The following is an 18,378-nucleotide window of genomic DNA, read 5'->3' as shown; positions in this document are numbered from 1 at the left end:
GAGGGGGCGAGACCTGGGGCCGATCACCCATGTCTTCGCCAACACCTAGGACCCACATGTCCCTCGACGAGGTTCAGGACGTCCGCGCAGCGGACTCCGACGTACCCGACAGCCCCCCGGCCCCGTCCCGCCCCGGCGGATGGGCGGCCCTGCGGCCGCTGCTGCTGCGGATGCACTTCTACGCCGGGCTGCTGACGGCCCCGCTGCTCTTCCTCGCCGCCGCCACCGGACTGCTGTACGCCGGCTCGTGGCAGGCCGAGAAGATCCTCTACTCCGACCAGCTGACGGTAGCCCGCGTCGGCGGGCACGCCCTGCCGCTCAGCGCCCAGGTCGAGGCCGCCAAGACCGCCGCCCCTCAGGGCAAGGTCGTCTCCGTGGCGCCCGCGCCCGAGGCCGACGCCACCACCCGCGTGGTGATGGAGGACCCGGGGCTGGAGGAGGGCGAGACCCTCACCGTGTTCGTCGATCCGTATACGGCCGGGGTGCGCGGACAGCTCACCACCGCCGGCGACGCACTGCCCCTGCGGGCCTGGCTGAGCGAGTTCCACTCCAGCCTCCAACTGGGTGAGTTCGGCCGGAACTACAGCGAACTCGCCGCCAGCTGGCTGTGGGTGATCGCGCTGGGCGGGCTGGCCCTGTGGATCGGCCGCCGGCGCAGCCGCAGGGCCCTGCTCGTCCTGCCCGACCGCAAGGCCACCGGGCGCCGCAAGACCCTGTCCTGGCACGGCGCCGTCGGCCTGTGGGCCGCCGTCGGGCTCGTCGCGCTCTCCGCGACCGGTCTGACCTGGTCGAAGTACGCGGGCGAGAACATAGGACGGCTCCAGGACGGCCTCGGCGGCGCCACCCCGTCCGTGTCCGCCAAGCTGAGCGCAGGTGCGGGCGCCGACGGCTCCGACGAGCACGCCGGCCACGTCATGACCGAGGGCATGGAGATGCCCCCGCCCGCGCCCACCGCCGACGTCGGCATCGACCGGGCCGTGGAGGCCGCCCGCGCCGCCGGGGTCACCGAGTACCTCCAGGTCACCCTGCCCGCCGGCGGCAAGGGCTACGTCATCAAGGAGAAGGACAAGCAGGTGCCGGTGCACCTGGACTCCGTCGCCGTCGACCCCGCCGACGGCCGGGTCATGGACGAGCTCCGCTTCGCCGACTACCCCCTGCTCGCCCAGCTGACGCGCTTCGGCATCGACCTGCACATGGGTCTGACCTTCGGGCTCGCGAACCAGCTGGCGCTCGCCGCGCTCGCCGTCGCGGTGATGTCCATGGTCGTCTGGGGCTACCGGATGTGGTGGCTGCGCAGGCCCACCAAGGAACGCAAGCTCCTCGCCGGCCGCGCCCAGCCGCGCGGGGCTTGGCGCAAGCTGCCGGTGACCGTGGTGCTGCCGCTGGCCGCGGCGACGGCCGTCGTGGGCTGGTTCGTCCCGCTGTTCGGGATCAGCCTGGTGGCCTTCCTGGCCGTCGACGTCCTGCTCGGCTTCGCCGCGGCGCGCCGGGCCAAGGCCGCGCTCTAGGCTCCGAACGCAGGTGGGCCCGTACTCCCCGGGGGGAGTACGGGCCCACCGTCATGTCAACGCACGCCTCAGGGGGCGTACTTGTAACCCACCCGCCGCACGGTCTGGATCGCGCCGCGGTGGGCGGTGCCCAGCTTGCGGCGCAGCCGGGCGATGTGGACGTCCACCGTGCGGCCGTCGCCGACGTGGCCGTAGCCCCACACCGTGGTCACCAGCTGGTCGCGGCTGTGCACCCGGTGCGGGTGCGCGACCAGGTGCGCCAGCAGCTCGAACTCCAGGTACGTCAGGTCGAGTACCGCGCCGTCCACCTCGGCGGTGCGCTGCGCCGGGTCGATGCGGACCAGGGCGTCCCCGGTGGTGGCGGGAGCCTGCGGGGCGGGCGGGGCGAGCGCGACGGGCGGCTGCTGGTCGGCCGGTACGAGAACCAGGTAGCCGACCATCGGCGGCTGGCCGGGCAGCGCCGGCAGGGTGTGCTGGGGGGCGGGCAGCCAGGTGGCGCCGGGCGGGAGGAAGTCCACGACACGGGCCACCTCGTCCCGGTCCACGGCCCGCAGCCGGTGACGCGGACTGGGCGGGAAGGTCAGGGGCGAGGTCGCGGCGGAGGCGGAAACGAGGGAACGGGTGTTGGCCATGAGTGGTCAGCTCTTTCGCGCGGAGTGGTCGGCAGGAGACGTACGTACGTCGTCGTACCGCGCAGACCGAAGGCCTCGGGGAAGGTCTGGTGGGAGATCCCGGAAGGCTTTAGAGGGCCGGCGCGTTCTTCGCGCGGCAACACACCCGGTCGAAATCGTGATCCTGACGGGAAGGCCAGAACGGCTCGAGGTCGCTGTGACCTGTCGAGGTGTGCGGGTGGCTGGCCATGGCGCTCATTCAAGCAGATGTAGGCGTCCGGGGGCAGACCCCGTCTCAGCTGGTGGAGCGGAATCTCAAATTCCGCGATCAAGGGTTCGTCAAGCCGTCACAATCCCGACAAACCATCAGCCGTCCGCAGGGGCAGGGGCAGGGGCAGGGGCAGGGGCTGGGACGGCGCGGCGCCCGCCCTCCCGCGCGAAGGGAGGACGGGCGCCGCGCTGTCGGTCGGCGCCGGTGCGAGACCGGCGCCGGTCTCAGACCAGGCCGTCCTTCTCCAGGCCGGTGCAGCAGGTGTCCGTGATCAGACGGGTCACCACGTACGGGTCCACGTTCGCGTTCGGGCGGCGGTCCTCGATGTAGCCCTTGCCGTCCTTCTCCACCTGCCACGGGATGCGGACCGACGCGCCGCGGTCCGAGACGCCGTAGCTGAACTCGTTCCACGGGGCGGTCTCGTGCAGACCCGTCAGACGTTCGTCGATGCCCGCGCCGTAGTTCTTGACGTGGTCCAGCGGCTTGCTGCCCTCGCCCAGCGCCTCGCACGCGGAGATGATCGCGCGGTAGTCCTCGCGCATCGCCCTGGTGGAGAAGTTGGTGTGCGCACCCGCGCCGTTCCAGTCGCCCTTGACCGGCTTGGGGTTCAGCGTCGCGGAGACGTTGAAGTCCTCGGCCGTGCGGTAGAGCAGCCAGCGGGCGATCCACAGCTGGTCGGAGACCTCCAGCGGCCCGACGGGGCCGACCTGGAACTCCCACTGGCCGGGCATGACCTCGGCGTTGATGCCGGAGATGCTCAGGCCCGCCGCGAGGCAGTGGTCCAGGTGCTTCTCGACGATGTCGCGGCCGAAGATCTCGTCCGAGCCGACACCGCAGTAGTAGCCGCCCTGGGCCGCCGGGAAGCCGTTGACCGGGAAGCCGAGCGGGCGGGTGCCGTCGAAGAAGGTGTACTCCTGCTCGATGCCGAAGATCGGCGCCTGGCCGGCGAACTTCTCGGCGATCGGGCGGAGCAGCGCGCGGGTGTTCGACGCGTGCGGGGTCATGTCGATGTTCAGGACCTCGCACAGGACGAGGACGTTGTTCCCGCCGCGGATCGGGTCCGGGCAGGAGAACACCGGCTGGAGTACGCGGTCGGAGGCGTGGCCCTCGGCCTGGTTGGTGCTGGATCCGTCGAAGCCCCAGACCGGCAGCTCGTCGCCGTCGGAGAGGATCTTCGTCTTGGAGCGCAGCTTCGCCGTCGGCTCGGTGCCGTCGATCCAGATGTACTCAGCCTTGTAGCTCACGGGCCCCATCCTTCGGTGCGTCGCTCCGGCGCAGGCTCTGCGGGCGCTGCGGATTCGTGCGGTGTGGACCAGAGCGTGCCCCCTCGCGATTTCTCTTCCGTTGCCCGTGTGTGAACCCCGTGTTACCGAGGTTTACACCGCAGGTCGGGTGGCTTGTGCGGGTTGACGGTCGGGCAGCCGTACGAGTGGGGCACACTGAGCGGGTGAGCATTTCGTACGATTTGAACTCCGCCGGTGACGCCGCCGATGAGGCCGTCTCCCGTCCCCGTCCCCGGGTCGGGCTGCTGGGCACGGGGCCCTGGGCCCGCCGCACCCACGCCCCCGCCCTCGCCGCGCACACCGGCTCCGAGTTCGTCGGAGTGTGGGGCCGGCGCCCCGAAGCCGCGGCCGAACTGGCGGCCGCGTACCGCGTGAAGGTGTACGAAGACCCCGACGCGCTGTTCGCGGACTGTGACGTCGTGGCCTTCGCCCTGCCGCCCGACGTACAGGCCCCGCTCGCGGTGCGCGCGGCCGCCGCCGGATGCCATCTGCTGCTGGACAAGCCCGTCGCCACCACCGTGGAGGACGCCCGCGCGGTCGCCGGGGCCGCCTCGGAACACCGGGTCGCCTCCGTCGTCTTCCTGACCCTGCGCTTCGCCGAGCCGACCGCGGGCTGGGTCGAGGAGCAGGCCGGGCGCACGGGGTGGTTCACCGCCAGCGCCCACTGGCTCGGCGCCGTCTTCCCGCCCGACGGCGCGCCCAGCGCGTACGCCGACTCGCCCTGGCGCAAGGCCAAGGGCGGGCTGTGGGACGTCGGCCCGCACGCCCTGTCGGTCCTGATCCCGGTGCTCGGCGACGTCACCTCGGTCAGCGCCACCCGGGGGCCCTCCGACCTGGTCCAGCTGGCCCTGCGCCACGCCTCCGGCGCGGCGAGCACCGCCGTCCTCAGCCTCGGCGCCCCGAGTGCGGCCGCCGGGGTGGGGCTGGAACTGCGCGGGGCCGCGGGCGTCTTCGGGCTCCCGGACTGGAGCGACGTCCCGGGCGCGTACGGCCGCGCGCTGGACGCGCTGCTCGCGGCGGCCCGTACCGGGGTGCCGGATCCGCGCGGGGCCGCGTTCGGGGCGCGGCTGACGGAGATCCTGGCGGAGGCGGAGTCGCAACTGCCGGGCTGAGCCGGCGGGGCCGAGCGGGCCGGCGGGGCCGAGCCGGCCGGCTGGGCCGAGGCTGGCGGCTGGGCCGAGGGAGCCAACGGGGCGAGGGCGGCGCTACTTGATCACGGCATTGGCCACGATGATCGCCAGGCCGATCGTGGCGTCCGCGAGGCCGATCAGCACCGCGGACCTGAGCCGGTAGCCGACCCGGATCGCCACGAAGGACCCCCAGGCGAACAGCAGCGCGGTGTTCAGGCCGAGCCCGACGGCCGTCACCCCGTACGACTCCCACCCGATGAGCCCGGCGAGGACCAGCAGCAGGACGGTGGGCAGGGTGGCCGCGATCATCGGCCACTCGTTCCACAGGGCCCGGGCGAGGATCCGCCACCGGTGCCCGACGGAACCGTCCCGGTGGCTGGCCATGTGGTGCGAGTACCCGTGCGCGGCCGCGGCCGCGGCCGCCGTGACGGCCACCCAGCTGGCGTCGTAGAACGGGGTGTAGGGCTTCTGGTCCAGCGCGGCCAGCAGCCCGCTGGCGAGCACCGTCCCGTACACCCCGCCGAACATCCAGTCGGCGCCGCGCCGGGGCGGGGGAAGGTGCTGCGGGCTCTGCGGCTGCGGCGACTGCTCGGCGTTCACGGTGCGGCGTTCCTCGGGTGCGCTATATCCCCTTTCGGGCTGACTTCGGCCAGCGTAGGTGCTGCGAGGTGGGCTCCGCGTCAGCGCAACCCGTGCCGGGGGCCGGGGCCGCTTAGCCCTTGCGGGAGAGGGCCTCGCGGACGGCCTCGTCGGAGCGGCCGATCACGGCCGTGCCGTCCTCGGCGGTGATGATGGGGCGCTGGATCAGCTTCGGGTGCGCCGCCAGGTGGGCGATCCAGCGCTGCCGGGCCTCCTCGGTCTCCTCGCGCGGCAGTTCCCGTACGCCCGTCTCCTTCGCCAGAGGGTCCGACGTACGGGTGATGTCCCACGGCTCCAGGCCCAGGCGGTTCAGGACCTCGCGGATCTCGGTTTCGGAGGGGACGTCCTCCAGGTAGCGCCGGACCGTGTACTCGGCGCCCTCCGCGTCGAGCAGGGTCAGCGCGCTGCGGCACTTCGAACAGGCGGGATTGATCCAGATCTCCATGCCGGAAAGCTTAGCGAGGCGGCGCCTGGCCAGGTCCTTTGTCAGTGGTCGCCGGTAAAATCGAGGGAGAACGACAGGACGCCAACTACCGTTTGGGAGGCTGTAGATGGCCACTGCCATGACCGCGAACACCGTCCAGCACGTGAAGAAGAAGCCGCTGCCGGCGGGGCTGCCCCGCGAGTGGTACGAGACGCACAACCGGCGCCTGAAGGCGATGCGGTTGGCGATATCCCTGCTCGACTCGGGGACGTATGACGCTCAGCGCGCCACGAACCGCAAGATCCGCACGATGGCCGTGCGGACGGGGATGCACCGCCCGTCCAATGTCACCTGCAAGATGGTCCGCTCGTTCATCCGCGCAGCCGGCTGAGCGGGGACCCGGGGGTCCACGAGGGGGCCGGGGCGTCGACCAGAAAGACCTTGACGACCCGGCCCGCTTCCCCGTCGCCCTCCCCGTCGCCGTCGACGGTGCCGTCGACGGTGCCGCGCACCGGGGCCTCGATCGCGGGGTGCCCGGCGGGGATGCCGGAGTCCGCACCGAGCACGTCCTCGTAGGCCGTGCCCAGGATGATGGCGCCCGTCAGCAGCGCGACGGCGCCCGCCGCCGCCACGACGGCCGATATCCGCCTGCTGTACTCGTACGGTGCGCGCATCGGTGGGCCTCGGCGTTCCGTGATCGGGTCGGGTGGTGGATCCGAGCGAAACACGGAGAGCGGCCCATGGCGGCGGCCGTCATCGTTTGATCACATAACCGGGACGGGGTGGTCATGACGGACCGGCAGCGGGCCGCCCCTCGCCCTCGCCCGTACCGCCGCCCGTACCGCCGTCCATGCCGCCGTCCAGCGACAGCACCAGCAGGGCCACGTCGTCGCGCGGCCCGCCGCGGGTGAAGGACTCCAGGTCCCGCCACACCGCGCGCGCCAGGCCCGCCGGATCCGTCGCGAGTGCGGGGACCCGGTCGGCCAGCGGGTAGAAGTGCCCCGTCGCGTCCCGGGCCTCCGTCGCGCCGTCGGTGTGCAGCAGCAGCCGGTCCCCGGCCCGGACCGGGATCTCGGCGACCGCAGGCGGGGCCGGACCGGCCAGGCCCAGGCCGAGCGGGGGGCCCGGCTCCACGACGAGCTCGCGGACCGCGAGGCCGCGCAGCAGCAGCGCCGGGGGATGCCCGCACGACAGCACCCGTACGAGATCCAGCCCGGGCGGGAACTCCATCAGCACCGCCGTCGCGAACAGCTCAGGATGCTCCACGGAGGCGGCCACCGAGTCCGCCAGCAGCCGGCGGTCCAGGCGGGCCGCCACCGCCGAGAGTTCCGCGTCGTCCAGGACCCCCTCGCGGAAGGCCCCGAGCAGCGCGGCCACCGTGCCGACCGCCGCGAGGCCGTGGCCCTGGACGTCGGCGACGATCGCGCGTACCCCGTACGGGCCGGGCCGTACGTCGTACAGGTCGCCGCCGACCAGGGTGCCGCGTTGGGCCGCGCGGTACAGGCCCGAGCAGCGGACGGGTCCGACGCGGTCGGGCACGGGCGGCAGTACGGCCAACTGGGCGGCCTCGGCGACGGTACGCACGTTCACGAGCTGGGCGTCGCGGCGCCGGCGGACCCAGGCGATCACCACGCTGAGCAGGCCGATCGCGGCGACGGTGGCGAGGTCGGCGCCGCGGGCGTGGGAGAGGCCGATCACCGGCAGGCCGAGGAGCCCGAGCACGACGGCGGCGAAGACGGCGGTGCCGGCGGCGCCGTAGGCGAACGCGGCCACCGGGGGCAGCCCGGCCAGGAAGTAGCCGAACTCGACGTCGCCCGGGGTGGCGCGCTGGGCGAGCACCAGCACGACGAGGGCCGCCGCGGGCGCGAGCCGGGCCCAGCGCGGCGGCGGCGCCCCGCGCAGCCAGCCCGGCTCCTCGTGTCCGCGTCTCACCCCTCCACCCTGGTACGGGGTGCGGGGCGGCGCACGCCGGGTGGCCCCTTACGGTCCTGGCCGCGACAGTGGTGGCGTGACGGATACGCAGAGCGCGGCGATCAGCACCCGGCTGAACTGGCTGCGCGCGGGGGTGCTCGGAGCCAACGACGGGATCATCTCCACGGCCGGCCTGGTGGTGGGCGTGGCCGGGGCGACCACCTCGCGGTCGGCGATCGTGGCGGCGGGCGTGGCCGGGCTGCTGGCCGGGTCCCTGTCGATGGCGGCGGGGGAGTACGTGTCGGTGAGCTCGCAGCGGGACTCCGAGAAGGCGGCACTGGACTTCGAGCGGCGGGAGCTGGCGGAGGCGCCGCAGGAGGAGCTGGCGGAGCTGACCGACCTGCTCGTGGCCCGGGGCCTGTCCCGGGACCTGGCCCGGGAGGCGGCGGAGCAGCTGACGGAGCGGGACGCGTTGCGGGCGCACGCCCGGGTGGAGCTGGGGATCAACCCCGACGAGCTGGCGAACCCGTGGCACGCGGCCTTCGCGAGCCTGATCGCCTTCACCGCGGGGGCGGCGCTGCCGCTGCTGGCGATCGTCCTGCCGGGGGCTTCCAGCCGGGTCCCGGTGACGGTCGGCGCGGTGCTCGCGGCGCTCGCCCTGTGCGGGGTGGCCGGCGCCCGCCTGGGCGGTGCCCCGGTCCCGCGCGCGGTCCTGCGCACCGTGGCCGGCGGCGCCCTGGCGATGGCCGTCACCTACGCGGTGGGAACCTGGCTGGGCACCTGACCCCGACCAGTCCCACTGCCGGGGCTCAAACGCCTGCGAGGCTGGACTTGTGTGGCGGCATCAGCCAGAAATCAGCCCCGCCGGCGTTTGAGGCGCGGGGTCCGGGGCGGAGCCCCAGGGGCCGGGCCGCGGCCGGGCACGCACGCGGCCCACGCGGCAGGATGGGGGCATGCGAATCGCAGTCACCGGTAGTACCGGCCTCATCGGGCACGCCCTCGCGCAGAACCTCCGCGCCGACGGCCACGAAGTCGTCCGCCTGGTGCGGCGCGAGCCGACGGCTCCCGACGAGGCCAAGTGGGACCCGGCCCGGGGCCACGTGGACCCCACCGCCCTGGCCGGCTGCGAAGCCGTCGTGCACATGGCCGGCGCCGGCGTCGGCGACCACCGCTGGACCGCCGCGTACAAGCGCGAGATCCGCGACAGCCGGGTCAACGGCACGCGGGCCATCGCCGATGCCGTCGCCGCGATGCCCCGCCCCCCGGCGGTCTTCGTCAGCGGCTCCGCCATCGGGTACTACGGCGACACCGGTGACCGCGCCGTCGACGAGGACTCCCCGGCCGGCCGGGGCTTCCTCGCCGAGGTCTGCGTCGAGTGGGAGGCCGCGGCGGCCCCCGCCCGGGCGGCCGGGGTCCGGACCGTGTTCGCCCGTACCGGCCTGGTCGTGGCCCGGCAGGGCGGGGCCTGGGGCCAGTTGTTCCCCGTCTTCCGCGCCGGCCTCGGCGGCCGCCTCGGCAATGGCCGCCAGTACTGGTCGCACATCTCCCTCCGGGACGAGATCGCGGCCCTGCGGCACATCATCGACACCCCCTCCCTGGAGGGCCCGGTCAACCTCACCGCCCCCGAACCGCTGACGAACCGCCAGGTCACCGCGGCCATGGGCCGGGTCCTGCGGCGCCCCGCGGTGATCCCCGTACCCGCGCTCGCACTCAAGGTCGCGCTCGGCCAGTTCGCCGAGGACGTGCTCGGCAGCCAGCGGGTGCGGCCCGCCCGGCTGCTGGAGTCGGGGTTCGTGTTCCGCGATCCGGGGATCGAGGACTCCATCCGTGCCGCGCTCGACGAAGGAGCGCACTGAGGGGCGCAGCGAAGGGCGCACGGAAGCGCGCACGGGAGAAGCGCACCGGACGACCACCGTGCGACCGTTCGTGACCCGGATGCGACCGCTGTGCGACCGGAGTTGACCGTAATAGCTCGCCTGACTCGGGTTCCGCCGGAGGCGTTGGGGGGAAGGAGGACGAAACACAGCCGCGCCGACCTCGGGGAGGGGCACGTGCTCAGCAGCACACACAGCACACACAGCGCGCACCACGCGGACGTAGTCATCGTGGGAGCGGGAGTCTCAGGACTCGCCGCCGCGCACCACCTGATCGCAGCGGGGGTCACGGTCACCGTCCTGGAGGCCGCCGGCGATCCCGGCGGCCGGATGGCCACCGAAGCCGTGGACGGCTTCCGGCTGGACCGGGTCGGCCAACTGCTCAGCACCTCCTACTCGGAGCCGGCCCGCACCCCGGGCCTGGAGGGCCTGGTCCTACGCCCCTTCGCGCCCGGGGTCCTCGTCCACACCGAGGGCAGACAACTGCGCGCCGGGGCCCTCACCCCCGCCCGCGCCCTGGCCAGCGGCTCCCTCGACCAGGCCCGGCTCAGCGCGGCCCTCGGGCGCCTCGCGGCCCTGCCCGAGGAGCGCCTGCTCGCCCGGCCCGAACGCACCGCCCACGCCGCCCTGCGGTTCTCCCGCGGGCTGCCCCCGCGCACCCTGAACGGCGTACTGCGCCCCCTGCTCGCCGCCCTGCTCCGCGACCCGGAGCTCACCACCTCCAGCCGCGTCGCCGACCTGGCGCTGCGCACCTTCGCCCGCGGCCGGCTCGCCGTCTCCGAGGGCGGCGCGGCCACCCTGCCCGACCTGCTCGCCGCCGCGCTGCCGCCCGGCACCGTGCGCACCGGGGTCCGGGTCCGGTCGGTGGCGACCAACCTCGTCACCACCGAGGACCACGGCGACTTCAGCTGCCGCTCCGCGGTCCTGGCGACCGGCGCCCGCGCCGCCGCCGAACTGCTGCCGGGGCTGCGGGTGCCCGACTTCCACGAGGTCACCGTCATCCACCACGCCACCGCCGGCCCGCTGCCCTGGGACGGCTCGCTGCTCCTGGACGGCGACCCCAAGTGGCCCGTCGCCCACACCGCCGTGATGAGCGCGGTCGACCCGACGCGCGCCCCGGCCGGCCGCAGCCTGGTCACCACCACCGTGCTCGGGCCGCCCCCGCCCCCGCGCACCGTCGCCTCGCGCCTGGCCCGGCTCTACGACACCGCCACCCGGGACTGGGAGCTGCTGGCCGTCCACCACACCCCGGAGGCCGTCCCCGCCATGCCCCCGCCGCACGACATGCGGCGCCCGGTGCGGGTCCTGGCCGGGCTGTACGTGTGCGGCGACCACCGCGACACCAACACCGTCCAGGGCGCCCTGCGCTCGGCCCGCCGCGCGTCCACCGCCGTCCTGCGCGACTTCGGCATCCCGCTCCCGGCTCCCGTGGAGCCCGCACTCCGGGCGGCGGCCTGAGAACCACCGAACCAGGAGCCCGGTCCCGACCGGGACGCTGTTGGTGCGTCCCGACCGGGGCCGGGCCCTCACCCGCCTCAGGACAGCGCCGCCACCCGGTCCCGGTACGTCCGCACGGCCGAGGCGTCCCGGTAGGGCTCCAGCCGGCGCTCGAAGTCCCGTACGTACTCCACCGCGCGCACCGACCGCATCTCCATCGCCTGCTGCGCGGCCTCCGCGCCCAGCGCGCACGCCTGGTCCAGCTCGCCCAGCCCCAGCCGCGCCGTGGCCAGCACCACCCGGCAGAACAGCCGCGAGCGGGCGTACCCCGGCGCCCGCAGTTGCAGGGAGCGTTCCGCGTGCTGCGCCGAGGCCCGGTACTGCTGCAGGTCCCGGTGGCAGTGCCCGAACTCGTCCGCCAGCTGCGCCTCGTCGAAGAACCGCGCCCAGTGCGGTACGTCGTCCCCCGGCCGGGCCGCGCCGAGCGCCCGCTCGGCCCGCACCAGGGAGGCCGTGGACGCCCGGACCTCGCCGAGCACCGCGTGCCCCCGCGCCTCCGCCGAGTGCAGCAGCGCCTGCACCACCGGCGGCGGCCCGGAGCCGACGCCCTGCTGGGCGACGCGGGCCAGCTGGACCGCCTCGCGGCCGTGGCCGAGGTAGACCGCCTGACGGCTCATCGTGACCAGCACGTACGACCCGTACGGCCGGTCCCCGGCGGCCTGCGCGAGCCGCAGCGCCTGCACGAAGTAGCGCTGGGCCAGCCCGTGCGCGGCGATGTCGTACGAGGTCCAGCCCGCGAGCCGGGTCAGATCCGCGGCGGCCGAGAACAGCCGCCGCCCGGTGCTCTCCCCGTAGGTGCCGCGGAGCATGGGCTCGGCCTCGTGCTCCAGGTACCGCACCAGGGCCTGGCGGGCGTGGCCGCCGCCGTAGGCCTGGTCCAGGGTGCGGAACAGCTCGCTCACCGATCTCAGCGCCGCGATGTCCCCGCCGGTCACCCGCTGCCCGGGCCCGCGGTCGATCTGCCGCTGCCGGGGCACCGAGGCCCGGCCCTGTACGGGCACCCGCGCGGCGGTCTGCTCGGCGCCGCGGCCCACGCGCTCGTCGGCCCGTCCGATGAGCCAGTCCCGGCTGGGCACGACCAGCCCGGCCGGGGTGAAGGCGATCTTCCGCAGCTCCGCGTGCGAGCCGGAGTCCTTGCGCCACAGCCCGCTCGCGATGTCCACGGCCTCCTCGGGGGTGGCCGCGAACTCCAGACCGGCGTACACGGGGGCGCACGCGTCCAGGCCCAGGTCCTGTGCGGACAGGCGCCGCCCGAGGCGCCGGGTGAAGACCTCCGCGATGAGTGCCGGGGTGGTGCCGCGCGGCTGCTGCCCCCGCAGCCACCGGGTCACGGAGGTCTTGTCGTACCGCAGGTCGAGACCGTGTTCGAGGCCGAGCTGGTCGACGCGGCGGGCTAGCCCGGCGTTGGAGAACCCGGCTTCCGCGATCAAGGCCGCGAGCTGCCGGTTGGGGACGCGCTGGGCAGGTCGTTCCGTCATCGGCTCCACGGTCTCCTGACGTTACGGACCGGAGTCCCGGCCCTGTGAACGGCGTGAATGTAGCGGCGAACTCCGCCTGGGCCGCCCGCTCTGCCCCACATTCATCCGATCGTGTGCAGAATCGGTAGGGCTCTTTACGGACCGACCCCCTCTGTCGGCGTACGCTGCCGCCCATGACCCGCCGGACCACCGGGGTGCGCCCTTCCGCCGAGAGAACTGCCGAGTCCACGGCGCCGCTGCCCGCGCCCGAGCTGACCGAGGCGGAGTGCCGGCGCTGCGGGACGTACATCGCGGGGCTGGACGGCCGCTACGCCTGCGGGGTGTGCGGCTGGGTCAACGACCACTCCGAGGGACACCGGCGGCTGCCGCGCGCCGACGAGGACCCGGACCGGCCGGCCAAGGGGCGCAGACGGCCCAGGCAGCTGCCCGGCCCGCCGGCGGCGACCCCAGGCGCCGGGGGAGAGGCCGCGCCGCAGGCCCGCGAGGAGCCGCCGATCTGGCTCCCGCCGGGGCCGCCGACAGGCGCCTGAAGCCTCCCGCGCGGGCCGCCGTACCCTTGCTTGGTGCGATACGTGCACACAGCAGGTTCAACGAGGAGGCGCTGCGGTGGCTGAGCTTGGGTTTGTCCATCTGGGCTTCGGGCCGGAAGCCGTCGAGTACACGGTGGCGTGGGAAGAACAGCGCCGGGTGCACGCCGCCCGTTTCGCGGACGAGGCCGGGGACACCTGCCTCCTGCTGGAGCACCTGCCCGTCTACACCGCCGGCCGGCGCACCGCCGACAGCGAGCGCCCGCTGGACGGCACGCCCGTCGTGGACGTGGACCGCGGCGGCAAGATCACCTGGCACGGCCCGGGCCAGCTGGTCGGCTACCCGATCATGAAGCTGCCGCGGCCGGTGGACGTGGTCGCACACGTCCGGCGCCTCGAGGACGCCCTGATCCGCACCGCCGCCGACTTCGGCCTGGAAACCACCCGCGTGGAGGGCCGCTCCGGCGTCTGGGTCCTGGGCGACCCCGTCGAGGAGCGCCCGAAGATCGGCGGGCTCTCGCTGGACTTCGACCCCCGTCTGCAGGACGAGGAGTTCGACGCCCGTCTGAACGGCCCCGAGTACGCCCCGTCCAACGCCGGCCAGCGCCGCGAGGACCGCAAGCTCGCCGCCATCGGCATCCGCGTGGCCAAGGGCGTCACCATGCACGGCTTCGCGATCAACGTGAACCCCGACAACACCTGGTTCGACCGGATCGTCCCCTGCGGGATCCGGGACGCGGGTGTGACCTCGCTCTCCTACGAGCTGGGCCGCGAGATCACCATCGCCGAGGTGCTGCCGGTCGTCGAGCGGCACCTGACCGAGGTGTTCGAGCACGCGGAGCTCCGGCCCCGCGAGCGAGAGGCGGCCGCCGGCTAGCGGCGGGGAATGCCGCCGCGCCCTCGCAGGTTGGCGGACGTAAGAGCGTACGAAATTACGGGCGTACCCTGGTGGGCGCCGAAGAATCAAAGTCACAGGGAGCCGGTCGTGTCCGCAGTCGCACCCGACGGACGCAAGATGCTGCGCCTCGAGGTCCGTAACGCCCAGACCCCCATCGAGCGCAAGCCCGAGTGGATCAAGACCCGGGCGAAGATGGGTCCCGAGTACACCAAGATGCAGGCCCTGGTGAAGGGCGAAGGACTGCACACGGTGTGCCAGGAAGCCGGCTGTCCGAACATCTACGAATGCTGGGAGGACCGCGAGGCCACCTTCCTCATCGGTGGCGACCAGTGCACCCGGCGCTGTGACTTCTGCCAGATCGACACGGGCAAGCCCGAGGCCCTGGACCGGGACGAGCCGCGCCGTGTCGGCGAGTCCGTGGTCACGATGGACCTGAACTACGCCACCATCACGGGCGTCGCGCGCGACGACCTGGCCGACGGCGGCGCCTGGCTGTACGCGGAGACCGTGCGCCAGATCCACCAGCAGACGGCGGGCCGCGAGTCCGGCCACACCAAGGTCGAGCTGCTGGCCCCGGACTTCAACGCGGTCCCGGAGCTGCTGGAGGAGGTCTTCGCCTCCCGCCCCGAGGTCTTCGCGCACAACGTCGAGACGGTGCCGCGGATCTTCAAGCGGATCCGCCCCGGCTTCCGCTACGAGCGCTCGCTCGAGGTGATCACCAAGGCGCGCGCCTACGGCCTGGTCACGAAGTCGAACCTGATCCTCGGCATGGGCGAGGAGCGCGAAGAGGTCTCGCAGGCCCTGAAGGACCTGCACGAGGCGGGCTGCGAGCTCATCACCATCACCCAGTACCTGCGGCCCTCGCCGCGGCACCACCCCGTCGAGCGCTGGGTGAAACCGGCCGAGTTCGTGGAGCTGGCGAAGGAGGCCGAGGAGATCGGCTTCTCCGGCGTGATGTCCGGGCCGCTGGTCCGCTCCTCGTACCGCGCGGGCCGTCTCTACCAGCAGGCGATGGAGAAGCGCGCGACTGTGTGAAGTCGCGCACAAAGTCTTACTAGCGAGTAACACCGCACCGGCGCGGCCCCTAGGCTCTTTCCAGGAAGAGTCCGGCGGGCCGCGTCAGTGTGTGCAACGCGTCAATCACATTTGACCGACCGGCCACACCCTGGTAACACCAATCAGTGACGATTGCTCCACGCACCGCACACACCACCGAGTGAGCACCGTGAAAGGGATCGACATCATGCAGGCCGCGCCCGTACGCGCCATCGCCATCCCGTCCGTCACCGACGCCTTCCGCGGCATCGAGTCGCTGCTCATGAGCGGAGCCCGCCGCAACGCCTGGACCGCGGTGCTCGAAGACCGCCGCAGGGCCAAGGACCGGGTCGAAACCGAGCACGTACTCGAGGCCGCGGCGACCCGGACCCCGCAGGCCACGTAAACTTCGCTGCATGGCGAGGAAGTCAAACGCAGAGACTGCTGCGAACCCCGGGCGACTGAAGCAGATCGCCCTGACGTACAAGATGACGCGCAAGGCCGACCCGAAGGTCGGTCTGATCGTCGCGGGCGTGGGAATCGTCACCTTCGGTGTCTTTCTCGCGATCGGCTTCCTGATCGGCCACCCGGTCTACCTGGGCATCCTGGGCTTCCTGGTGGCGTTCCTCGCGATGGCGATCGTCTTCGGACGGCGGGCCGAGCGGGCTGCCTTCGGGCAGATGGAGGGACAGCCGGGCGCGGCCGCGGCCGTACTGGACAACGTGGGACGGGGCTGGACGACCACCCCCGCCGTCGCGATGAGCAGGCAGCAGGACATCGTCCACCGTGCCGTCGGCAAGGCGGGTGTGGTGCTGATCGCCGAGGGCAACCCGAACCGGGTGAAGCCCATGCTGGCCAACGAGAAGAAGAAGCTGGCCCGGATCATGCCCGAGGTCCCGGTCCACGACTTCATCGTCGGCACCGGCGAGGGCGAGGTGCCGCTCAAGAAGGTCCGTACGACCCTGCTGAAGCTGCCCCGGGTCCTGGCCGGCCCGCAGATCACCGCGGTCAACGACAAGCTCCGGGCCATGGGCGACCTGATGAGCAACATGCCGATCCCCAAGGGCCCGATGCCCGGAGGGCGTGGCATGCGAGGTCCGCGACCGCGATGAGGGCATCGGGAGTGACCTGTGCGGTCACTTCCATCGACGGCAGTGGATGAGGCTTCGTTGGAGGGGTGCCCGGGCACCCCTCCAACGCGTTCATGAGCGCCTCCCACAGGCCTGAGTCCATCCAGCGCCGCCAATGGCCGCGCAACCCCGTGGAGCCGTGTTCCGCGTCAAGCTGGGCCCACCGTGCATCGGTCCTCGCCTTCTTCAAGAGGGCTTCCAGGACGGTCCGGGGAGCCAGGCCCCCCTTCTGGCGGGCCGTCCCCTCCCCGTCGGGAAAGAGGTCCAAGGCGATCAGTCGAGACCAGGCTTCATCGGTCAGGGCCGGGACCAGCCTGGCCTCTCGGCGGAACCAATCGGCTACGGGACATACCAGACCCCGCCGCATCGGGGGTGGTGGTCCGGTGATCTCGATCCGGATGTCGAGCCGGTTCATCACCTCTCGCCGGAACTCTTGACTGAGATCCTTCAGGCCCTCGGGGGACGACCGCGCAAGGGTCCGGAACTCCGAGGCGTGCTGCTCTTCGTCGATTGCCTCCGCATGCCAGGAAGCCGCCTCTCCGAGTGCCTGCTTCAGTTGCTCACGCTCCTCCAGCAGCGGCCTGAGTGCCCTGTCGACAGCGACTTCCGCATCCGTGGGCGCCAGGCCCCGCTTCATGGCCGACTTTGCCGTGATGCCCGCGACGAGGCGGATCGTCTCGTCCTGCTCCATAACGAGCTGATCCAGCTCGGTCACTCTCGCCGCACGGTTCGCAGCCTGCCGGGTACGGAGCCGGAACCGTTCCTCCGACGGGGCGCGGAGTCGTTCCCCGTCTCCGAGAAGGGCGCAGACTTCGTCCCACGCCCAATCTTCCACTCCGGTGGCGTAGATCTGCGGGCAGGAGCAGACGGAGGCGCCGGCATAGGGCGGTCGTTTACCCGAGCAGACGTAATGGGGGGACTTCTCGCCGGCGGGACTGCCACCGACGTAGTGCTTCCCGCATAAACTCCATATGCGTCCACTGAGCGTGTAGCAGTTCCTCTGAACCGGCGGGACCTTCGGACGCCGGGAGACGGCGCTCCTCAGCTCGGCGACTTCCGCCTCGGTGAAGACAGGGTCGAGTGGGATCACGAGGCTCTCTCCCCAGAGGGGAGCGCCGTCGGAGCGAGTGAACGCACGGGACGGCTTACGGAAGACGTATCGGGCAGTCAGCAAGTCCTCGTCCATGAGACGTGACCGGATGTTGGCCTCGCTCCAGCGCCTGCCTGACCGAGTACGGCAGCCCTCCCGGTTCAGGGCAAGAGCGACGCGGCCCCACTTGCCCTGTTCTTCGACGGCAAGCTGCCTCGCCCGGCGCAAGACGGGCGCCTCGTGACGAGTGGTGCAAGGGATTGACCGGGAGCAGCGGTCTCCTCCGTCGCACTCATCGATCACCACGCGCTGCTCGCCGCGGCGGCCCGGGTTGAGGATTCGATACCCGTATCGGGGTGCCCCTCCGGGGTGGCCTCCTCCCTCGGCCTTCTCCTGGATTCCGCCCTGTGTGCGGCTTCGGATGTTCTTGTGCTCCTGGATGGCGTACCGCGCACCCTGGTGCATGCGTGAACGTCCGGCACCGGTCGAAGTGTCGTAGTCGTCGGCGACTGCCACGAAGATGCCCAGATCCTCAAGTTCCCAGAGCCACGTCCAGAAGGACGGCCCGGTGCGGCCGATTGCCCTGGTCTCGTTCACGACGACCACGTCGAACGGCCGCGGGATCCGGCGGGCATCCGCCATGAGGTGTTTGAGGGCGTCCCGCCCGTGAGCCCTGAGGGTGCCGCTGACACCTTCGTCGGAGTACGTACCTACGTGCTCCCAGCCCTTGTCGGCGATGTAGATCGAAGCATTTCTGCCGGTGTAGGCCAGCCCATGCCCTTTGGCCTGTGTTCGAGTGGACACGCGCAGGTAGTCGACGGCGCGTGCGGGTCCGGTTGCCTGGCCCGGGGTGCCGTTGGCAGGCGTGAGAGGCTTACCCATGTCAGTCCTCCAAGACTGGCCAGACCCCGGGGTGTTGGCGCACGCCCGGGGTCATCCATGTGATCGCCACGCTAGTGGGGGTTGGCATCATGTCGGTGCCGAACGGGATGGATCCCCCTTTGGGGTGGCTTCTGTCAGGAGTCCTGGATCCGGATTGCATACAGACGTACAGGGGGCGCCTCGGAGCTAT

Annotated in this window: 19 protein-coding genes; 11 read left to right on the top strand and 8 right to left on the bottom strand. The window is 72.6% G+C overall.

Annotation, left to right across the window (positions count from 1 at the left end; genetic code table 11):
• The first annotated feature begins 56 nt into the window (after window positions 1-56).
• On the top strand, window positions 57-1,508 hold the full coding sequence (locus ACFWB8_RS23095; RefSeq protein ID WP_385230103.1) for a PepSY-associated TM helix domain-containing protein: 1,452 nt from the start codon (window positions 57-59) through the stop codon (window positions 1,506-1,508).
• Window positions 1,509-1,576: 68 nt separating this feature from the next.
• Here ACFWB8_RS23095 and ACFWB8_RS23090 read toward each other — a convergent pair whose 3' ends face one another.
• Complete coding sequence (locus ACFWB8_RS23090) at window positions 1,577-2,140, bottom strand: winged helix-turn-helix domain-containing protein (protein WP_385230100.1); 564 nt, start codon at window positions 2,138-2,140, stop codon at window positions 1,577-1,579.
• A 474-nt stretch (window positions 2,141-2,614) separates the two neighbouring features.
• The gene (gene glnII / locus ACFWB8_RS23085) at window positions 2,615-3,634 is read right to left on the bottom strand and encodes a glutamine synthetase (protein WP_385230097.1); all 1,020 of its coding nucleotides are present in this window, start codon (window positions 3,632-3,634) and stop codon (window positions 2,615-2,617) included.
• 221 nt (window positions 3,635-3,855) lie between these two features.
• On the opposite strand from glnII, the gene ACFWB8_RS23080 reads away from it, so the two are divergent.
• Window positions 3,856-4,785, top strand: a complete 930-nt coding sequence (locus tag ACFWB8_RS23080; protein ID WP_385230169.1) for a Gfo/Idh/MocA family protein — start codon at window positions 3,856-3,858, stop codon at window positions 4,783-4,785.
• 93 nt (window positions 4,786-4,878) lie between these two features.
• Here ACFWB8_RS23080 and ACFWB8_RS23075 read toward each other — a convergent pair whose 3' ends face one another.
• Entirely contained in the window at window positions 4,879-5,403 is a 525-nt protein-coding gene (locus tag ACFWB8_RS23075; protein WP_385230094.1) for a hypothetical protein, read from the bottom strand.
• A 112-nt stretch (window positions 5,404-5,515) separates the two neighbouring features.
• The gene (locus ACFWB8_RS23070; protein ID WP_385230091.1) at window positions 5,516-5,887 is read right to left on the bottom strand and encodes an ArsC/Spx/MgsR family protein; all 372 of its coding nucleotides are present in this window, start codon (window positions 5,885-5,887) and stop codon (window positions 5,516-5,518) included.
• 106 nt (window positions 5,888-5,993) lie between these two features.
• On the opposite strand from ACFWB8_RS23070, the gene ACFWB8_RS23065 reads away from it, so the two are divergent.
• Complete coding sequence (locus tag ACFWB8_RS23065) at window positions 5,994-6,257, top strand: hypothetical protein (RefSeq protein WP_385230088.1); 264 nt, start codon at window positions 5,994-5,996, stop codon at window positions 6,255-6,257.
• On the opposite strand, the gene ACFWB8_RS23060 is transcribed toward ACFWB8_RS23065, so the two are convergent.
• Window positions 6,238-6,540 (bottom strand): hypothetical protein, encoded by a 303-nt coding sequence (locus tag ACFWB8_RS23060; RefSeq protein WP_385230085.1) that lies wholly within the window; start codon window positions 6,538-6,540, stop codon window positions 6,238-6,240. The genes ACFWB8_RS23065 and ACFWB8_RS23060 overlap by 20 nt on opposite strands.
• 112 nt (window positions 6,541-6,652) lie before the next feature.
• Complete coding sequence (locus ACFWB8_RS23055; RefSeq protein WP_385230082.1) at window positions 6,653-7,798, bottom strand: PP2C family protein-serine/threonine phosphatase; 1,146 nt, start codon at window positions 7,796-7,798, stop codon at window positions 6,653-6,655.
• A gap of 76 nt (window positions 7,799-7,874) precedes the next feature.
• On the opposite strand from ACFWB8_RS23055, the gene ACFWB8_RS23050 reads away from it, so the two are divergent.
• From ACFWB8_RS23050 to ACFWB8_RS23040, 3 genes are all read left to right on the top strand, one after another.
• Entirely contained in the window at window positions 7,875-8,561 is a 687-nt protein-coding gene (locus tag ACFWB8_RS23050) for a VIT family protein (protein WP_385230079.1), read from the top strand.
• Window positions 8,562-8,730: 169 nt separating this feature from the next.
• Window positions 8,731-9,633: a TIGR01777 family oxidoreductase gene (locus ACFWB8_RS23045; protein WP_385230076.1), complete on the top strand. Its 903-nt coding sequence runs from the start codon at window positions 8,731-8,733 to the stop codon at window positions 9,631-9,633.
• A 195-nt stretch (window positions 9,634-9,828) separates the two neighbouring features.
• Window positions 9,829-11,109: an FAD-dependent oxidoreductase gene (locus ACFWB8_RS23040; protein WP_385230073.1), complete on the top strand. Its 1,281-nt coding sequence runs from the start codon at window positions 9,829-9,831 to the stop codon at window positions 11,107-11,109.
• 77 nt (window positions 11,110-11,186) lie between these two features.
• On the opposite strand, the gene ACFWB8_RS23035 is transcribed toward ACFWB8_RS23040, so the two are convergent.
• Window positions 11,187-12,626: a regulator gene (locus tag ACFWB8_RS23035; RefSeq protein ID WP_385230070.1), complete on the bottom strand. Its 1,440-nt coding sequence runs from the start codon at window positions 12,624-12,626 to the stop codon at window positions 11,187-11,189.
• A 173-nt stretch (window positions 12,627-12,799) separates the two neighbouring features.
• Between ACFWB8_RS23035 and ACFWB8_RS23030 the strand changes: the two genes are divergently transcribed.
• From ACFWB8_RS23030 to ACFWB8_RS23010, 5 genes are all read left to right on the top strand, one after another.
• On the top strand, window positions 12,800-13,156 hold the full coding sequence (locus ACFWB8_RS23030; protein ID WP_385230067.1) for a hypothetical protein: 357 nt from the start codon (window positions 12,800-12,802) through the stop codon (window positions 13,154-13,156).
• Between the two features lie 76 nt (window positions 13,157-13,232).
• Window positions 13,233-14,030: a lipoyl(octanoyl) transferase LipB gene (lipB, locus tag ACFWB8_RS23025; protein WP_385230064.1), complete on the top strand. Its 798-nt coding sequence runs from the start codon at window positions 13,233-13,235 to the stop codon at window positions 14,028-14,030.
• 108 nt (window positions 14,031-14,138) lie between these two features.
• Entirely contained in the window at window positions 14,139-15,086 is a 948-nt protein-coding gene (gene lipA, locus ACFWB8_RS23020) for a lipoyl synthase (RefSeq protein WP_385230061.1), read from the top strand.
• 208 nt (window positions 15,087-15,294) lie between these two features.
• A complete protein-coding gene (locus tag ACFWB8_RS23015; protein WP_266938884.1) occupies window positions 15,295-15,492 on the top strand; it encodes a hypothetical protein in 198 nt (65 codons plus the stop codon).
• A 10-nt stretch (window positions 15,493-15,502) separates the two neighbouring features.
• Entirely contained in the window at window positions 15,503-16,198 is a 696-nt protein-coding gene (locus tag ACFWB8_RS23010) for a DUF4191 domain-containing protein (protein WP_385230058.1), read from the top strand.
• Here ACFWB8_RS23010 and ACFWB8_RS23005 read toward each other — a convergent pair.
• A complete protein-coding gene (locus ACFWB8_RS23005) occupies window positions 16,095-18,188 on the bottom strand; it encodes a recombinase family protein (protein ID WP_385230055.1) in 2,094 nt (697 codons plus the stop codon). The two genes, ACFWB8_RS23010 and ACFWB8_RS23005, sit on opposite strands and share 104 nt — an antisense overlap.
• Window positions 18,189-18,378 lie beyond the last annotated feature (190 nt).

This window comes from Streptomyces sp. NPDC060031 (assembly GCF_042736805.1).
Classification (GTDB): domain Bacteria; phylum Actinomycetota; class Actinomycetes; order Streptomycetales; family Streptomycetaceae; genus Streptomyces.
Note: the sequence above shows the minus strand (reverse complement) of the source record. Positions and strands in the feature narration are given on the sequence as shown.